General features: G+C 65.0%; 14 protein-coding genes. 5 read left to right on the forward strand and 9 right to left on the reverse strand.

Annotated elements, in window-relative coordinates; translation table 11 throughout:
* Positions 1-16: 16 nt before the first annotated feature.
* Genes JEY66_RS31975 through JEY66_RS32000 form a run of 6 tightly spaced genes read right to left on the reverse strand, consistent with a single transcriptional unit; the run spans position 17 to position 6,128 of the window.
* Complete coding sequence (locus JEY66_RS31975; protein WP_018270409.1) at positions 17-958, reverse strand: ABC transporter substrate-binding protein; 942 nt, start codon at positions 956-958, stop codon at positions 17-19.
* Positions 955-2,049, reverse strand: coding sequence for an LLM class flavin-dependent oxidoreductase (locus JEY66_RS31980; RefSeq protein WP_018270408.1), 1,095 nt, complete (start codon positions 2,047-2,049; stop codon positions 955-957). The genes JEY66_RS31975 and JEY66_RS31980 overlap by 4 nt, the downstream gene beginning before the upstream one ends.
* 33 nt (positions 2,050-2,082) lie before the next feature.
* Positions 2,083-3,255: an acyl-CoA dehydrogenase family protein gene (locus JEY66_RS31985; protein WP_018270407.1), complete on the reverse strand. Its 1,173-nt coding sequence runs from the start codon at positions 3,253-3,255 to the stop codon at positions 2,083-2,085.
* Complete coding sequence (locus tag JEY66_RS31990; protein ID WP_026192453.1) at positions 3,249-4,046, reverse strand: ABC transporter ATP-binding protein; 798 nt, start codon at positions 4,044-4,046, stop codon at positions 3,249-3,251. Before JEY66_RS31990 ends, JEY66_RS31985 begins: the two co-directional genes overlap by 7 nt.
* Positions 4,040-5,056 carry an ABC transporter permease gene (locus tag JEY66_RS31995; RefSeq protein ID WP_026192452.1) on the reverse strand — a complete coding sequence of 339 codons (1,017 nt, stop codon included), beginning with the start codon at positions 5,054-5,056 and terminating at the stop codon, positions 4,040-4,042. Before JEY66_RS31995 ends, JEY66_RS31990 begins: the two co-directional genes overlap by 7 nt.
* Entirely contained in the window at positions 5,034-6,128 is a 1,095-nt protein-coding gene (locus tag JEY66_RS32000) for an ABC transporter substrate-binding protein (protein ID WP_026192451.1), read from the reverse strand. Before JEY66_RS32000 ends, JEY66_RS31995 begins: the two co-directional genes overlap by 23 nt.
* A gap of 73 nt (positions 6,129-6,201) precedes the next feature.
* Here JEY66_RS32000 and JEY66_RS32005 point away from each other — a divergent pair, with 73 nt between their 5' ends.
* Positions 6,202-6,582 (forward strand): hypothetical protein, encoded by a 381-nt coding sequence (locus JEY66_RS32005; protein WP_125459256.1) that lies wholly within the window; start codon positions 6,202-6,204, stop codon positions 6,580-6,582.
* 18 nt (positions 6,583-6,600) lie between these two features.
* Positions 6,601-7,587, forward strand: coding sequence for an ABC transporter substrate-binding protein (locus JEY66_RS32010; protein WP_016843123.1), 987 nt, complete (start codon positions 6,601-6,603; stop codon positions 7,585-7,587).
* A gap of 273 nt (positions 7,588-7,860) precedes the next feature.
* Here JEY66_RS32010 and JEY66_RS32015 read toward each other — a convergent pair whose 3' ends face one another.
* A complete protein-coding gene (locus JEY66_RS32015) occupies positions 7,861-8,181 on the reverse strand; it encodes a hypothetical protein (protein WP_125459255.1) in 321 nt (106 codons plus the stop codon).
* Positions 8,182-8,232: 51 nt separating this feature from the next.
* Positions 8,233-9,186, reverse strand: a complete 954-nt coding sequence (locus JEY66_RS32020) for a sulfonate ABC transporter substrate-binding protein (protein WP_016843121.1) — start codon at positions 9,184-9,186, stop codon at positions 8,233-8,235.
* Positions 9,187-9,351: 165 nt separating this feature from the next.
* Here JEY66_RS32020 and JEY66_RS32025 point away from each other — a divergent pair, with 165 nt between their 5' ends.
* Entirely contained in the window at positions 9,352-10,131 is a 780-nt protein-coding gene (locus tag JEY66_RS32025; RefSeq protein WP_026192449.1) for an SDR family oxidoreductase, read from the forward strand.
* 166 nt (positions 10,132-10,297) lie between these two features.
* Here JEY66_RS32025 and JEY66_RS32030 read toward each other — a convergent pair whose 3' ends face one another.
* On the reverse strand, positions 10,298-10,597 hold the full coding sequence (locus JEY66_RS32030; RefSeq protein WP_016843119.1) for an HU family DNA-binding protein: 300 nt from the start codon (positions 10,595-10,597) through the stop codon (positions 10,298-10,300).
* A gap of 435 nt (positions 10,598-11,032) precedes the next feature.
* Here JEY66_RS32030 and JEY66_RS32035 point away from each other — a divergent pair, with 435 nt between their 5' ends.
* Both JEY66_RS32035 and JEY66_RS32040 read left to right on the forward strand, forming a co-directional pair.
* The gene (locus JEY66_RS32035) at positions 11,033-12,646 is read left to right on the forward strand and encodes an ABC transporter substrate-binding protein (protein ID WP_016843118.1); all 1,614 of its coding nucleotides are present in this window, start codon (positions 11,033-11,035) and stop codon (positions 12,644-12,646) included.
* Between the two features lie 217 nt (positions 12,647-12,863).
* Positions 12,864-13,841: an ABC transporter permease gene (locus JEY66_RS32040; RefSeq protein ID WP_018270401.1), complete on the forward strand. Its 978-nt coding sequence runs from the start codon at positions 12,864-12,866 to the stop codon at positions 13,839-13,841.

Raw genomic sequence — 13,841 nt, forward strand, 5'->3', positions numbered from 1 at the left:
TGATCACGCGCAATGCCTACAGCCCCGCGCCCTTCTCCACGGCCGCGCCAAACGACCGGTCGACGATGTCGGCGGCGTTGATCTTCTGCCTGATCAGGCCCCAGCGGTCGTAGAGGTCGATGGTCTTCTGCTCGTCGGCCACCACGCCGTCGTCGATCGGCGCGATGCGGATCTTGGCCCGCGTCAGCCAGTTCAGCGGCACCGCGGGCGGGATGTTCATCAGCCTGCCCCAGGTCGCGGCGTAGCCCTCGACATTGTTCTGCGACCAGGCACGCGCGGCCGCGAGGCGGCGCACGAAATCCTCGAGCTCGGCGCGCTTGTCCTTGATCGCATCGGGCGTTGCGACCTGGAAGCCGAGGCCGGGCGTGATACCGTCGGCCGTGATGACGCGGCGCGACTTGAACAGCACCTCTTCCTGGCTGACATAGGGTTCCCAGGTCGACCAGGCGTCGACCGCGCCTTGCGTGTAGGCGACCTTGGCGTCCGACGGCGCGAGAAAAACGATCTGCACGTCGCTCGCCTGCCAGCCCTTCGATTCCAGCGCCGCCAGGATCAGCTGATGGCCGATCGAGCCGCGGCCGGTCGCGATCTTCTTGCCGCGCAAATCGTCGAAGCTCTTGATCGCGGAATTCTCCGGCACCACGACCGCGAGCCCGTCGCGCGACTGCCGCACCGCCGCGATCGCCTTGACCGGAATTTTGGCGGCGGCCGCAAAGGTGAACGGGGCGTCGCCGACCAGGCCGGTGTCGATCGCGCCCGCCCCGAGCGCCTCCAGCAGCGGCGCCGCCGCGGCGAACTCCTTCCACTCGATCCTGTAGGGGACGTCCTTGAGCACACCGGCCGCTTCCATCACGGCCTGCGAATTGCCCTTCTGGTCGCCGACGCGCAATGTGGTCTGCGCGGCGGCGCCATCGACGGCGGCGAGCGCGAGCGCTGCCGCAACAATGAGACGGATCATTCGGCGGCAATCCCCCGCTGCTGGTCGCGCGCGTCGATCAGCTTGCGGGTCAGCGGTATCAACGCCCGGCCATAATCGATCGCATCGACCAGCGGATCGAAGCCGCGGATCAGGAAGTGGCTGACGCCGAGATCGTAATAATCGCCGAATACCTCGGCGACCTGCTCGGGCGTGCCGACCAGCGCCGTGGTGTTGCTGTTGGCGCCTGTCAGTTTGGCGATCTCGGTCCACAGCCGCTTGTCGATGCGCGTGCCCTGATCGGCGAGCGCCAGCAGCCGCTTGGCGCCGTCGGTGGCGTGGTTGGGACGGCGATAGCCGGTCTGGTCCTGCAGCGCGGTGGCGCGCTCGAGGATATGTTCCGCCTTCGCCCACGCCTTCTCCTCGGTGTCGGCGAGGATCGGCCGCACCGACAGGCTGAAGCGCGGCGTCGGCCTTCCGTGCCCGGCCGCTGCCGCGCGCACCCGCGCGGTGACGTCGCGCACCTGCGCGTAGGACTCGCCCCACAGCGCGAAAGTATCGGCGTGCTTGCCGGCGACCTCGACCGCGGCGTCCGAGCCGCCGCCGACGAAGGTGTAGATGCCGCCCTTCTGCAACGGCTTCACCTGCGAGAAGCCGTTCTCGACGTTGTAATACTTGCCGCTGTAGTTGAACGGCTTCTCGCTGGTCCATTCCAGCCGCACCACGTCGAGGAATTCGCTGGTGCGGGCGTAGCGCTCGTCCTTGTCGTCGAGCGTGTTGCCGTCCTGGCGCAGCTCGATGGCATTGCCGCCGGTGATGACGTGCAGCGAGACGCGGCCGCCATAGAATTGATCCAGCGTCGCGAGCTGGCGCGCCAGCAGCGTCGGCGCGGTGAAGCCCGGGCGCTGCGCGATCATCACCTTGAGCTGCTTGGTGATGGTCAGGACATGCTGCGCGACCTGCAACGCATCCGGCGTGGTCGAGTGGAACGCCAGCAGCGCGCGATCGAAGCCGGCGAGCTCATGGGCCTTGGCCACCGTCTCGATATAGGGCGGATCGAGCACCGGGCCGGCGCGGACGATGGTCTCGGAGGCATTGTTGTTGGTGATGAAGCCGATGAACTCGACCGGCATGACTGACTACTCCGTTGTTGTTGGCTATTGTTTTCAGACGCCCAGCGCGGAGCGTCCGGCGGAGACACGGGTGGCATCGTCTTGCGGGGTATGGACGCGGCCGCACAGCACGTCCCGATAATGCCGCTCCAGCGGATTGGTGCGCGACAGGCCGTGATTGCTGGTCAGCGACAAGGCATCCTCCACCACTGCCGCGGCGTTATTGGTCACCGTCAGCTTGATGATGTTAGACTCGATCGCGGACAGCTGGAAGCCGTTATCGAAATCGGCGGCGAAGCTGTCGATCAGGCGGGCATTGACCGCGAGCCGCGCCTCGATCGCGCCGACGACCTCCTGCATCCGCGGCAAGGTCGCGAGCGGCGCGCCGAGATTGGCGGGCACCCGCTCCTTCAGGAATGTGACCAGCCAGTCGCGGGCGGCGCGGGCGATGCCGTCATAGATCGCGGCGACGAAGATCGCATGCACGGTCGCCTGGGTGACGTCAGGAACCTTCCACTCGTCGGGCCTGCGGACGTCGATCTCGTAATCCAGCGGAAACACCACGTCGTCGAAGATCACGGTGTGGCTGCCGCTGGCGCGCAGGCCGAGATGATCCCAGGTTTCCTCGATCCGCGTTCCCGGCAACCCTGCCGGAACCAGAAACAAGCCGACACGGGTCTCCGGCTCGTCGGTCTTCGCCCAGACCGAATACCATTTCAGGATCGGCGCGCCGGTCGAATAGATCTTCTTGCCGGTCAGCCGCCAGCCGGTCTCGGTGCGGCGCGCCGTCGTGGCCGGCAGGCCGCCGCGCGCGGGCGAGCCGAGTTCGGGCTCGACGCGCAATGCGTTGATCAGCGCCACGCCCTCGACCGTTTCCTTGGCGAGCTTGCGCGACAGACGTGCCGGCCAGCGCGTGCTGCGCGCCATCACCAGATGCTGGATGTAGTGCATCGACAGCACCAGCGCGGTCGACGGATCGGCCTTGCCGATGATGCCGAGCACGCGGATGGCGTCGCTGGCGCCTGCTCCGCCGCCGCCGAGCGCTGCCGGCACGGTCAGCGCCAGCAAACCTTCGCGCGACAGATCGGCGAAATTCTCGAAGGGAAAGCTGGCGTCGCGGTCGTGCGCCGGCGCACGCGCGGCAAACACCTCGGCGAGCCGCAACGCGCGCGCGATGTGCTCCGGCGCATTTGCCGGCGGCAGCTCCCTCGCCGCAGATGTCACCATGTCGCCTCCAGTCCGAGCAGGCCGAGGATCTGCTTGCGCAGTTCGGCGAGATAAGGATCGCCGCGATGCCGCGGATACGGCCGGGCGACGGCGATATCGGCCTTGATCCGCGCCGGCCGATCGGAGAGCACGATGACGCGGTTGGCAAGCACCAGCGCCTCCTCGACGTCGTGGGTGACCAATAGCGTGGTGAAGCCCTTGCGCTGCCACAGCGCGACGAGCTCGGCCTGCATCGCTATCCGCGTCAGCGAGTCGAGCTTGCCGAGCGGCTCGTCGAGCACCAGGATCTTCGGATCATTGACCAGCGCGCGCGCCAGCGCCACGCGCTGCGCCATGCCGCCGGACAGCTGGTGCGGATAGGCATTGCGGAACGAGAACAGGCCGACCAGCTCGATGACGTCATCGACGCGGTGGCGCTGCGCCTTCAGGATGCCCTGCGCTTCGAGGCCAAGCGCGACATTGTCCCACACCGTGCGCCACGGAAACAGCGTCGGATCCTGGAACACGACCACGCGCGACGGATGCGGGCCGGCGATGCGGACTTCATCCTCGCGCAGCGTGCCCGCGCGCGGCTTTTCCAGCCCCGCGACCAGCCGCAGCAGGGTCGACTTGCCGCAGCCGGACGGGCCGAGCAGCGCCACGAACTCGCCCGGCGCGATCGAGAGATTGACATTGTCGAGCACCGGCAGCGTGGCGCCATCGATATCGAAAGCGTGGCTGACGCCTTCGACATCGAGCTCGGCGCCGACCGCAGGATAGGTGATTGCTTCGGCGGCGGACTGCACTACCATTTGACGACGCCCTTCTGCCAGACCAGCAGGCGGTCGCGGGTGCGGAACAAAAGCGTGATCGCACCGGAGCAGAGCAGCGACATCACGATCAGCGCCGCATACATGTTGGCATAGGCCGCCCAGCCCTGCGCCCATTGCAGGTACCAGCCGAGCCCGGCCTTGACGCCGATCATCTCGGCGACGACGAGCACCGCAAAGGACGAGCCGAGCCCCATGAACAGGCCGACGAACACATGCGGCAGCGCGGCGGGGATTGCGACCTTCAGCACCAGGAACGATGGCTTCGCGCCGAGCGTGCGCGCAACGTCGTAATAGGCGCTGCTGACGCTCGCCACCCCCGACCAGGTCAGCACCGTCACCGGAAAGCCGGTGGCGAGCGCGATCAGAAAGGTCGAGGCGCTCCAGCTCGACGGAAAGGTGAAGAAGGCGATCGGCAGCCAGGCGGTGGCCGGCAGCGGACCGATGAAGCGCAGCACCGGATGCACCCAGTAACCGATCTTCTGCGACCAGCCGATCGAGACGCCGGTGATAAAGCCGACGGTTGCGCCGATGAGGTAGCCGCCGAGCTGCAGCTTGATCGAGGCGAACACGCTGTCGAGCAGTTTTGGCAGATCGTCGGTATAGACTTCGAGGATCGACTGCGGCGGCGGGAAGAACGGCAGCGGCAGCCAGGCAAATTTCGCGGTGGCGGCCTCCCACAACGTCACGAAGGCGCCGAACGCCACCAGCCACGGCGCGCGCTTGCGCAACGCCTGTCCGGCGCCGCCGAGATAATCCGCGCTGAATGTGCCGAACAGGATGAAGGCGGCGATGACGATCGCGCCGATGCCGAGCGATCCGGTTCGCGACCAGTCGCCGACATCGGGCCAATAGAGGCATGAGAGGCCAAAGGCGAGCCAGACGAGGCTCGCCGCAAGGCCGACACCGTAACTGCCGGAAAGGTCCGAGAACGTGACCGCCGCGCGTGGCGCGGCCGCGGCCGTCGTGTCAGACACTGAATACGTCGACATAGATCCGCTCCGCGAATTTGGCCGTGTCGGTGCTCTGCTTGAACACCTGCACCGTCTTGAGGTCGTCGGCGTAGCCCTTCAGCTCGCGCTTGAGCACCTCGCCGGTCGGATGATGGTGATGCGTGTGGTAGCGTGCCATTGCCTCGAGATCAGCGAGGCTCGCCGCCTTCGGCGCATAGGGCTGGAACGATTTCGCCGCCTTGTCCGGGTTCTGCGAGGTGAACATCGCCGCATCGAGCAGCGCCTGGGTGATGGCGCGCGCGACTTGCGGCTCTTCCCGTACCAAACTGCCGCGCAGGCCGACGATGCAGCAGCTCTTGTCGCGGTATTCGCCGTCGAGGTTGGAGGCGACCTCCTTGTATTGCGCATCCTTCAACCAGAGATAGGCCAGCGGGTCCGACGACAGGAAGGCCTGCACCTCGCCCTTCTCGACCGCGACGTTGAGCAGATTGCCGGGATAGGCGCGCCAGTCGACGTCCTTGATCGGGTCGATGCCGAGCTTGGCGAGCTGGATCGAGAAGAAGTTCTTGTCGGGACCGGCGAGATCGCCGACCGCGACGATCTTGCCCTTGAGATCGGCGAGCTTGTCGACCCCGGAATTGGTGCGGGTCAGGACGCGCATGCAGCCGCCATGGGTGCCGGCGGCGATCTTGACGTCAAAGCCCTGTTCCAGCGGCTTCAGCCAGCGCAGCGCCATGCCGAGACCGGCGTCGCTCTTGCCGGTGGCGATCGCCTCCAGCAGCTGGTCGGTCGAGCCCGAATAGTTGACCAGCTCGACGTCGAGATTCTGCTTCTGGAAGAAGCCGTGGTCGATCGCGACCGGCAGCGGCGCAAGGCAGACCGCGCCGGCGTTCCAGGACAGCTTCAGCTTGCGCGGCGCGCCGGTCAAAACCGGCGCATCGGACGCGGTCTTGCAGATCGGAAATTCGGAGAAGTCGATCGCCGGCGTGATCGCCCGCGGCGCGAAGGCCTGCGCACTATACGCCCCGATCGGCGCGGCAAGGGCCGCGGCGGCGCCGGCACGCAGCAATGTGCGGCGATCCATCACCGTCTTCTTGTTATCTCTCGACATCATCACTCCTGCATTTCGGCAAGGCTCCGCCCCGCGCGCAAAGCGTGTCTGCGCGCCCCGTCGTTCGAAGCTCATGGTTTCAGAAAAAAGCGGATTTCTCCGGCGCGATTGCACTCAAAGCAACGTGCAAATGATGCGGCGCGACAAGTTCATCGTCAATGAAATGGAATTTCGAATGTTGTCGACGCCACAGCCGAACTCTCCACGATCGCATCGCGCGGCGATGAAAGGATTTTCACGATCGTCCCACATGGAGACGCGGCGCGATCACCGCGACTGCATCAAATTTGAGCGTTTTGCGGTCGCATGCGCGATGTCTTCTACGCACGGCATGCCTGACGAGATCATCCTTGCCGCGCAGCCGGCGAATTCAGATTTCCGTTTCGTTGACGGCGAACGGCTTGCTCATAGACTTGATCGAACGCTGCCGCGCGTTCCGCCGCGCAGCAAATGAATCAGAAAGAAACTTCAAATGCGCAAACTGACCCGTTCGGGTTCTCCCTATACTTTCACCCGCCGCACGGCGGCCGCGCTGATCACAGCCGTGATCACGCTGTCGACGTCGGCTGCGGCACTCGCGGCTGACGCGATCGTGCTGCGCGTCGGCGACCAGAAGGGCGGCAACCGCTCGCTGCTGGAGATTTCCGGCCTCGCCAAGGACCTGCCCTACAAGATCGAGTGGTCGGAATTTCCGGCCGCGGCCCCGATCCTGGAGGCGATCAACGCCGGCGCGCTCGACGTCGGCTACACCGGCGACCTGTCCTTCCTCACCGTCTATGCGTCGGGCGCGCCGATCAAGGCAATCGGCGGCACGCGCTCCGATGCGCGGACCCAGGCAATCCTGGTGCGCGGAGATTCGCCGATCAAGACGGCGGCCGATCTGAAGGGCAAGCGCCTTGCCGGCACGCGGGGCGGTTGGGGCCAGTTCCTGATCAATGCGACGCTGGAAAAGGCCGGCAGCAGGATCGAGGACGCGACCTTCGCCCCGCTCGGCCCGGTCGACGCCAAGATCGCGCTGCTCGCCGGCTCGATCGACGCCTGGGCGGTGTGGGAGCCTTACATTTCCTACGCCACGCTGAAGGACAAGGCGCGCGTCGTCGCCGACGGCGAAGGGCTGACGCCGACCATCACCTTCATCGTCGCTTCCGACAACGCCATCGCGACCAAGCGCGCCGCGGTGCAGGACCTGGTGCAGCGGCTCAACAAGGCGCGGCTGTGGTCGCTCGACCATCTCGCCGAGTATGCCAGGAACACGGCCGAGCTGACCAAGCTGCCGGAAGATGTGCTGCTCGCCGCCTACACCGCGCAGAAGACGAGCCCGATCGCGATCGACGAGGGCGTGGTCAAGGAGGTGCAGGCCGCCTCCGATCGCGCCACGCGCTACGGCATTCTCGGCAAGACGCTCGACGTCGGCAAAGCCGTCGATCGCAGCTTTACGGCAAGCGCGAGCTTGAACTAGCGGCGGTTCTTCACCTCCCCTTGCAAAGGGGAGGTCGGCTTGCGCAGCAAACCGGGCGGGGATCCTGCCTCCGCGAACGCCAGCATCCGTGGAGGGCAAACCCCCACCCCGCCCTCCCCCTTTCAGGGGGAGGGAGCCTAGGCGGGCAGTGCCCACCTAACGAGCATCAAGCCGCTCACCACAATGGAGACATCCGATGTCCGGTCCGCTCCATCTCGCACTGATTGTCGCAGCGCATCTTGCCTGCATGACGCTGCTGGTGATGCTTTCGCTCTAGAGCTCCCGATACGCATAATGGCAATCAGGCAACGAACGGTTTTTGTGATCGAGACACGCCAGCATGCGGCGTTCGCGTTTGAGGCTGCGAGCCTTGCGCAGGCCCGGCAATTGCTGCGGACGCCATGGCTCGCCGCGGCCTTCGAGGCGTTTCATCGTCGACACGGCCGGCCATCGCAGGCATGCGAGCCCGCCGATATCCGTGCGGCCACCCCCGAGGAAGCCAAGCTGTATCGCGACGTCGCCGATGAATTTGCCGACGGCTCTGATCGCTTCCTTGTCGCCGAGTTGCCCGATGAGACCGGCGTTTCCTAGCAAGCGCCCTTGCTGGGGAGCGCGCTGGGGTCCCTGCTCAAGGAATGCCGCCCCTTACTCCGTCTTCCATTCGGCATCGAATACGTTGATCGCCTTCGGGATCAGCTTGAGGCGGGTGAAGACATCGGCAATCTTCTGCTGCTCCGCAAGCACCGAAGCGTCCACGCGCCGGGCGCCGAGCTCGGCGCGATTGACCGAGTGCTCAATGATGTCGGCGGGCAGACCGATCTTCGGACTGAGTTCGGCCGCGTACTGCTTGCGATTGTCCCTGATCCATAGATCGATCTCGTCGATCGCCGTCAGCACGGTCGTCAGCACCTTCGGATTCTCTTCGGCGATCGGCCGCGATGCGATGTAGAAGGATACATTGGCTGCCAGGCCGCTCGCGTCCGCAATGCTGCGCGCGCCGAGGCCGATTTCCGCCGCGGCATAGTAGGGATCCCAGATCACCCAGGCGTCGACCGCGCGGCGTTCGAACGCCGCGCGTGCATCCGCCGGGGCAAGGTAGACCGGCTCGATATCCTGATAGGTCAAACCGTTGGCTTCCAGCGCGCGCACCAGGAAATAATTGACGTTCGATCCCTTGTTCAACGCGACGCGCTTCTTCCGCAGATCGGGAATCGTCTTGATCGGGCTGTCCTTCGGCACGATGATCGCCTCGTTTCGCGGCGACGCGGGCTCGTAGCCGGCATAGACGATGTTGGCGCCGGCGGCCTGCGCGAAGATCGGCGGCGCCTCGCCCACCGGACCGAAGTCGGCCGCGCCGATATTCAGGGATTCGAGCAGCTGCGGGCCGGCCTGAAATTCGTTCCAGCTCACCGTCCAGCCCAGCGGCGCCAGTTTCTGCTCAAGGATACCGCGCTCCTTGAGGAAGATCAGATTGCCGCCGCCCTTCTGGAACGCGATGCGAAAGACCTTGTCTCTCGCCTGCGCGGACGGAAGCGCGCTCCAGCCCAGAAGCAAGCCGGCCACCGCCAGCGCAAGACTTCGACCCAGCCAGTTTCGCATGCTCGCTTTCCCCCTCGAAAGACAGTATTGGAGAGGGCAAGCGTGTTTGATTTTGCTGACCGCAGCAATTTCAAAGATGGGCGATTTCCGGTTCAAGCCTTTCACGCAGCATCGGTGCGGCAGAATTTCTTTGACGCCGTCCGCAACGACAACAGGGAGAGCAACATGCAACTATCAATGAAGGACCGCGTCGCGGTGGTCACCGGCGGCAGCAAGGGCATCGGGATCGCGGTGGCGCGGCGGTTTGCCGAATCCGGTGCCAAGGTCGCGATCCTCGCCCGCGGCGCCGCCGATCTCACAGCCGCGCGCGAAGCGCTCGCCAAGGATGGCCTCGTGGTGCGCGATTACGTCTGCGACGTCGCGAAGGCCGCCGACATCACCAAGGCCCACGACCAGATCGTCGCCGATCTCGGCAAGATCGACGTTCTCGTCAACAACGCCGGCACCGCGCGCACGCTGGCGTTCGAGAGCATCAGCGACGAGGCCTGGCAGGAGGACCTCGACCTGAAACTGTTCGCCGCGATCCGCTTCAGCCGGCTGGTGTGGCCGGGCATGAAGCAGCGCAGATGGGGCCGCATCATCAACGTGCTCAACACCTTCGCCAAGGCGCCGGCCGGCAATTCCGCGCCGACCTCGGTGTCGCGCGCGGCCGGCATGGCCCTGACCAAGGTGATGGCCAATGAAGGCGGCGAGCACAACATCCTGGTGAATGCGCTGCTGGTCGGCCTGATCATGAGCGATCAGTGGGTCAAGCGGCATGCTGCCCAGGCGCCGAGCACGGATTTCGGGGAATTCGCCAAGGGCCTTGCCAAGGGCACGCCGCTCGGCCGCATCGGCACAGCGGAGGAGTTCGCCAACCTCGCCTGCTTCCTGGCCTCGGAGCAAGGCTCCTACATCACCGGCACCGCCATCAATGTCGATGGTGGCCGGTCGCCGGTGGTCTAGAGCCCCGGTCCCGGTTCAACCCGGACCGGAGCTCCAGATTCTGCTTTGGCGCGTTTTCTTCACGCGAACCGGTGTCCACTGCGCTCGAAAACGCTCAAGCGGGCAACCAACGGCAGGAAGCGACGGCTCAAAAGCAAAAGGCCTCCGTCACCGGAGGCCTCTCATCTTAAACCGCGTCCTTGGCGGCCTTGACCGGCCGTGCGCGGACGATCTTCCGGGCCGGCTTGGCCTTGAACATCATCTCTTCGCCGGTGAAGGGGTTGGTGCCCTTGCGCGCCTTGGTCGCAGGCTTCTTGACCACAACGAACTTCGCGAAGCCGGGGACGAGGAACACCCCGTTCTTCTTCAGCTCCTTGTGGCCGACATCGACGAGCGAGTCCAAAACGTTCTTGACGTCGCGCTTGGAGAGTTCGGTGGTGGTCGCGATCTTCTCGATCACTTGCGACTTCGACAGTTGGGTAGCCATGGTTGCTCCATTGATTCTGGAGTGGGCACGATATGGCGGAAAACGCCGAGAAAAACAGTGTTTTCTGCACTCCCCACAGCAATATCGCTGTGGACAGCCCCCGAATCAGGGGTTTTTCCAGTGTTTTTTCCAGTCAAGTCGCTTCCGACCCCTGAATTTACAGGGTTTGCGCGGCTTCGGCGCTCCCGAAAACGCCCCCTCGAGAGAATCACCAGGCGCATCCCGCGCGGCCCCAAGTGCGACAATGCAGCGCGCAATCCGGGTTGCGAAGCGCTGCGGCAGGCCACTTCAGGTTTTGGAAACGATCCTCCAAAAGACCGAGGCATTAGAAAATGACTCGGGTTCCCAATCCAAGGTAACATCGGCGAAGCGTGGCCACGACCGATCGGCTGGCCGCCGGATGCAAGCCTTTATGTATGTGCTGGAGACCCGCGTATGGATTTGAGCCGCCTCGAGATCAACCGCCGCACGGCCCTTCTGACCTCGGCCGCGATTGCGGCCAATGTCATCAATCCGATGCGGGCCTTCGCGCAGGAAACCCCGCGCAAGGGCGGCGTGTTCAACGTCCATTACGGCGCCGAGCAGCGCCAGCTCAATCCCAGCATCCAGGCCTCGACCGGCGTCTACATCATCGGCGGCAAGATCCAGGAGAACCTGGTCGACCTCGACGCCAACGGCCAGCCGGTCGGCGTGCTCGCCGAGAGCTGGGAGGCGACGCCGGACGGCAAGACCGTCACCTTCAAGCTGCGCAAGGGCATCACCTGGCACGACGGCAAGCCGTTCACCTCGGAGGACGTCGCCTTCACCGCGATGAACATGTGGAAGAAGATCCTCAACTACGGGTCGACCCTGCAGCTGTTCCTCACATCGGTCGATACGCCCGATCCGCAGACCGCGATCTTCCGCTACGAGCGGCCGATGCCGCTGAACCTGTTGCTCAGGGCCCTGCCCGACCTCGGCTATGTCTCCGCCAAGCATCTCTATGAGAGCGGCGACATCAGGCAGAACCCGACCAATCTGGCGCCGGTCGGCACCGGTCCGTTCAAATTCGTCAAATACGAGCGCGGGCAATACATCATCGCCGACCGCAACCCGGACTATTGGCGGCCGAACGCGCCCTATCTCGACCGCATCGTCTGGAAGGTGATCACCGACCGCGCCGCCGCGGCCGCCCAGATGGAGGCCGGCGAGTTGCATTACAGCCCGTTCTCGGGCCTGACGATCTCGGACATGGCGCGGCTCGGCAAGGACAAGCGCTTCATCGTCCAGACCAAGGGCAATGAGGGCAACGCCCGCACCAACACCATCGAGTTCAACTTCCGCCGCAAGGAACTGGCCGACATCAGGGTCCGCCGCGCCATCGCGCACGCGATCAACGTGCCGTTCTTCATCGAGAATTTTTTGGGCGATTTCGCCAAGCTCGGCACCGGCCCGATCCCCTCGACCTCGACCGACTTCTACCCCGGGCCGAACACGCCGCAATATCCCTATGACAAGGCCAAGGCGATCGCGCTGCTCGACGAGGCCGGCTTCAAGGCCTCCGGCGGCAACCGCTTCTCGCTGAAGCTCCTGCCGGCGCCGTGGGGCGAGGACATCTCGCTGTGGTCGACCTTCATCCAGCAGTCGCTGGGAGAAGTCGGCATCCAGGTCGACATCGTGCGCAACGACGGCGGCGGCTTCCTCAAGCAGGTCTATGACGAGCACGCCTTCGATCTCGCGACCGGCTGGCACCAGTATCGCAACGACCCCGCAGTCTCGACCACGGTGTGGTACCGCTCCGGCCAGCCCAAGGGCGCGCCGTGGACCAACCAGTGGGGCTGGGAGGACAAGACCGTCGACAAGACCATCGACGATGCCGCCACCGAAGTCGATCCTGCCAAGCGCAAGGCGCTCTATGCCGATTTCGTCAAGGAGGTGAACACCGAGCTGCCGGTCTGGATGCCGATCGAGCAGATCTTCGTCACCGTGATCACCGCCAAGGCGCGCAACCACTCCAACACGCCGCGCTGGGGCTCGACGAGCTGGCACGATCTTTGGCTGAGTGCATGAGGCGTGGCTCAACCTCATGGTGAGGAGCGCGAAGCGCGTCTCGAACCATGAGGCCCCGGTGGTGGCCTCATCCTTCGAGACGCTTGCTCCGCAAGCTCCTCAGGATGAGGAATTGGCCGGCGCGGACTGGCGCGTTGAAATCAGTGTCTTGACGAACAGATCGAAATGGCGCGACGAAAGTCGTCGCGCTCCAACTCCTTATCGGCCACAATAAGGCATGCGTATCCTGAGCCTTGCGGGGCGGCGGCTCGCCGCCTCGATCCCGACCCTGTTCCTGATCCTGATCGGCGTGTTCCTGCTGCTGCAGCTCGCGCCGGGCGACACCGTCGATGCGCTGATGGCGCAGATGGGCGGCGGTGACGCCGCGACCGCCGAGGCGCTGCGCAAATTCTACGGGCTGAACCTCTCGGTTCCGGCGCAGCTCGGCAACTATCTGTGGCACCTGGTCCGGCTCGACCTCGGCTTCTCCTCGATCTACGGCAAGCCGGTGGCGACCGTGATCCTGGAACGGCTGCCGCCGACCATCCTGCTGATGACGGCGTCGCTGTCATTTGCGTTCTTCTTTGGCCTCGTGTTCGGCGTGATCGCCGCGCGCGGCGTCAACCGCTGGCCGGACACGATGATCTCCACCCTCGGCCTGATCATCTACGCCACGCCCTCGTTCTGGTTCGGGCTGATGGCGATCGTGGTGTTCTCGGTCTATCTGCAATGGCTGCCGCCGGGCGGCTTCGAGGATATCGGCAACGTCCAGACCGGAATCTGGCGCGTGCTGGATATCGCGGCCCATCTGGTGCTGCCGACGCTGACGCTGGGGCTGATCTTCCTCGCGATCTATTTGCGCATCATGCGCGCCTCGATGCTGGAGGTCTTGAACCTCGATTTCGTCCGCACCGCCCGCGCCAAGGGGCTGGACGAGACCCACGTCATCACCCGCCATGTGCTGCGCAACGCGCTTCTGCCGATGGTGACGCTGATCGGATTGCAGGCCGGCACCATGCTCGGCGGCTCGGTCGTGGTGGAGAGCGTGTTCTCACTGCCCGGCCTTGGCCGCCTTGCCTATGAATCCGTGGTGCAGCGCGACCTCAACACCCTGCTCGGCATCGTCTTCGTGTCCGCGCTGCTTGTCATATCCGTGAACTTCGTCGTCGATCTGCTCTACGCGCGGCTCGATCCGCGCATCGCGGCGGAGGGCTGA

Origin of the sequence: Bradyrhizobium elkanii USDA 76 (assembly GCF_023278185.1) — a bacterium.
Classification (GTDB): Bacteria; Pseudomonadota; Alphaproteobacteria; order Rhizobiales; family Xanthobacteraceae; genus Bradyrhizobium; species Bradyrhizobium elkanii.

Bases quoted from the DNA above. Each gene is read 5' to 3' on its own strand.
- JEY66_RS31975 (WP_018270409.1), bottom strand. From the start codon at position 958: ATGATCCGTCTCATTGTTGCGGCAGCGCTCGCGCTCGCCGCCGTCGAT.
- JEY66_RS31980 (WP_018270408.1), bottom strand. From the start codon at position 2,049: ATGCCGGTCGAGTTCATCGGCTTCATCACCAACAACAATGCCTCCGAG.
- JEY66_RS31985 (WP_018270407.1), bottom strand. From the start codon at position 3,255: ATGGTGACATCTGCGGCGAGGGAGCTGCCGCCGGCAAATGCGCCGGAG.
- JEY66_RS31990 (WP_026192453.1), bottom strand. From the start codon at position 4,046: ATGGTAGTGCAGTCCGCCGCCGAAGCAATCACCTATCCTGCGGTCGGC.
- JEY66_RS31995 (WP_026192452.1), bottom strand. From the start codon at position 5,056: ATGTCGACGTATTCAGTGTCTGACACGACGGCCGCGGCCGCGCCACGC.
- JEY66_RS32000 (WP_026192451.1), bottom strand. From the start codon at position 6,128: ATGTCGAGAGATAACAAGAAGACGGTGATGGATCGCCGCACATTGCTG.
- JEY66_RS32005 (WP_125459256.1), top strand. From the start codon at position 6,202: ATGGTTTCAGAAAAAAGCGGATTTCTCCGGCGCGATTGCACTCAAAGC.
- JEY66_RS32010 (WP_016843123.1), top strand. From the start codon at position 6,601: ATGCGCAAACTGACCCGTTCGGGTTCTCCCTATACTTTCACCCGCCGC.
- JEY66_RS32020 (WP_016843121.1), bottom strand. From the start codon at position 9,186: ATGCGAAACTGGCTGGGTCGAAGTCTTGCGCTGGCGGTGGCCGGCTTG.
- JEY66_RS32025 (WP_026192449.1), top strand. From the start codon at position 9,352: ATGCAACTATCAATGAAGGACCGCGTCGCGGTGGTCACCGGCGGCAGC.
- JEY66_RS32030 (WP_016843119.1), bottom strand. From the start codon at position 10,597: ATGGCTACCCAACTGTCGAAGTCGCAAGTGATCGAGAAGATCGCGACC.
- JEY66_RS32035 (WP_016843118.1), top strand. From the start codon at position 11,033: ATGGATTTGAGCCGCCTCGAGATCAACCGCCGCACGGCCCTTCTGACC.
- JEY66_RS32040 (WP_018270401.1), top strand. From the start codon at position 12,864: ATGCGTATCCTGAGCCTTGCGGGGCGGCGGCTCGCCGCCTCGATCCCG.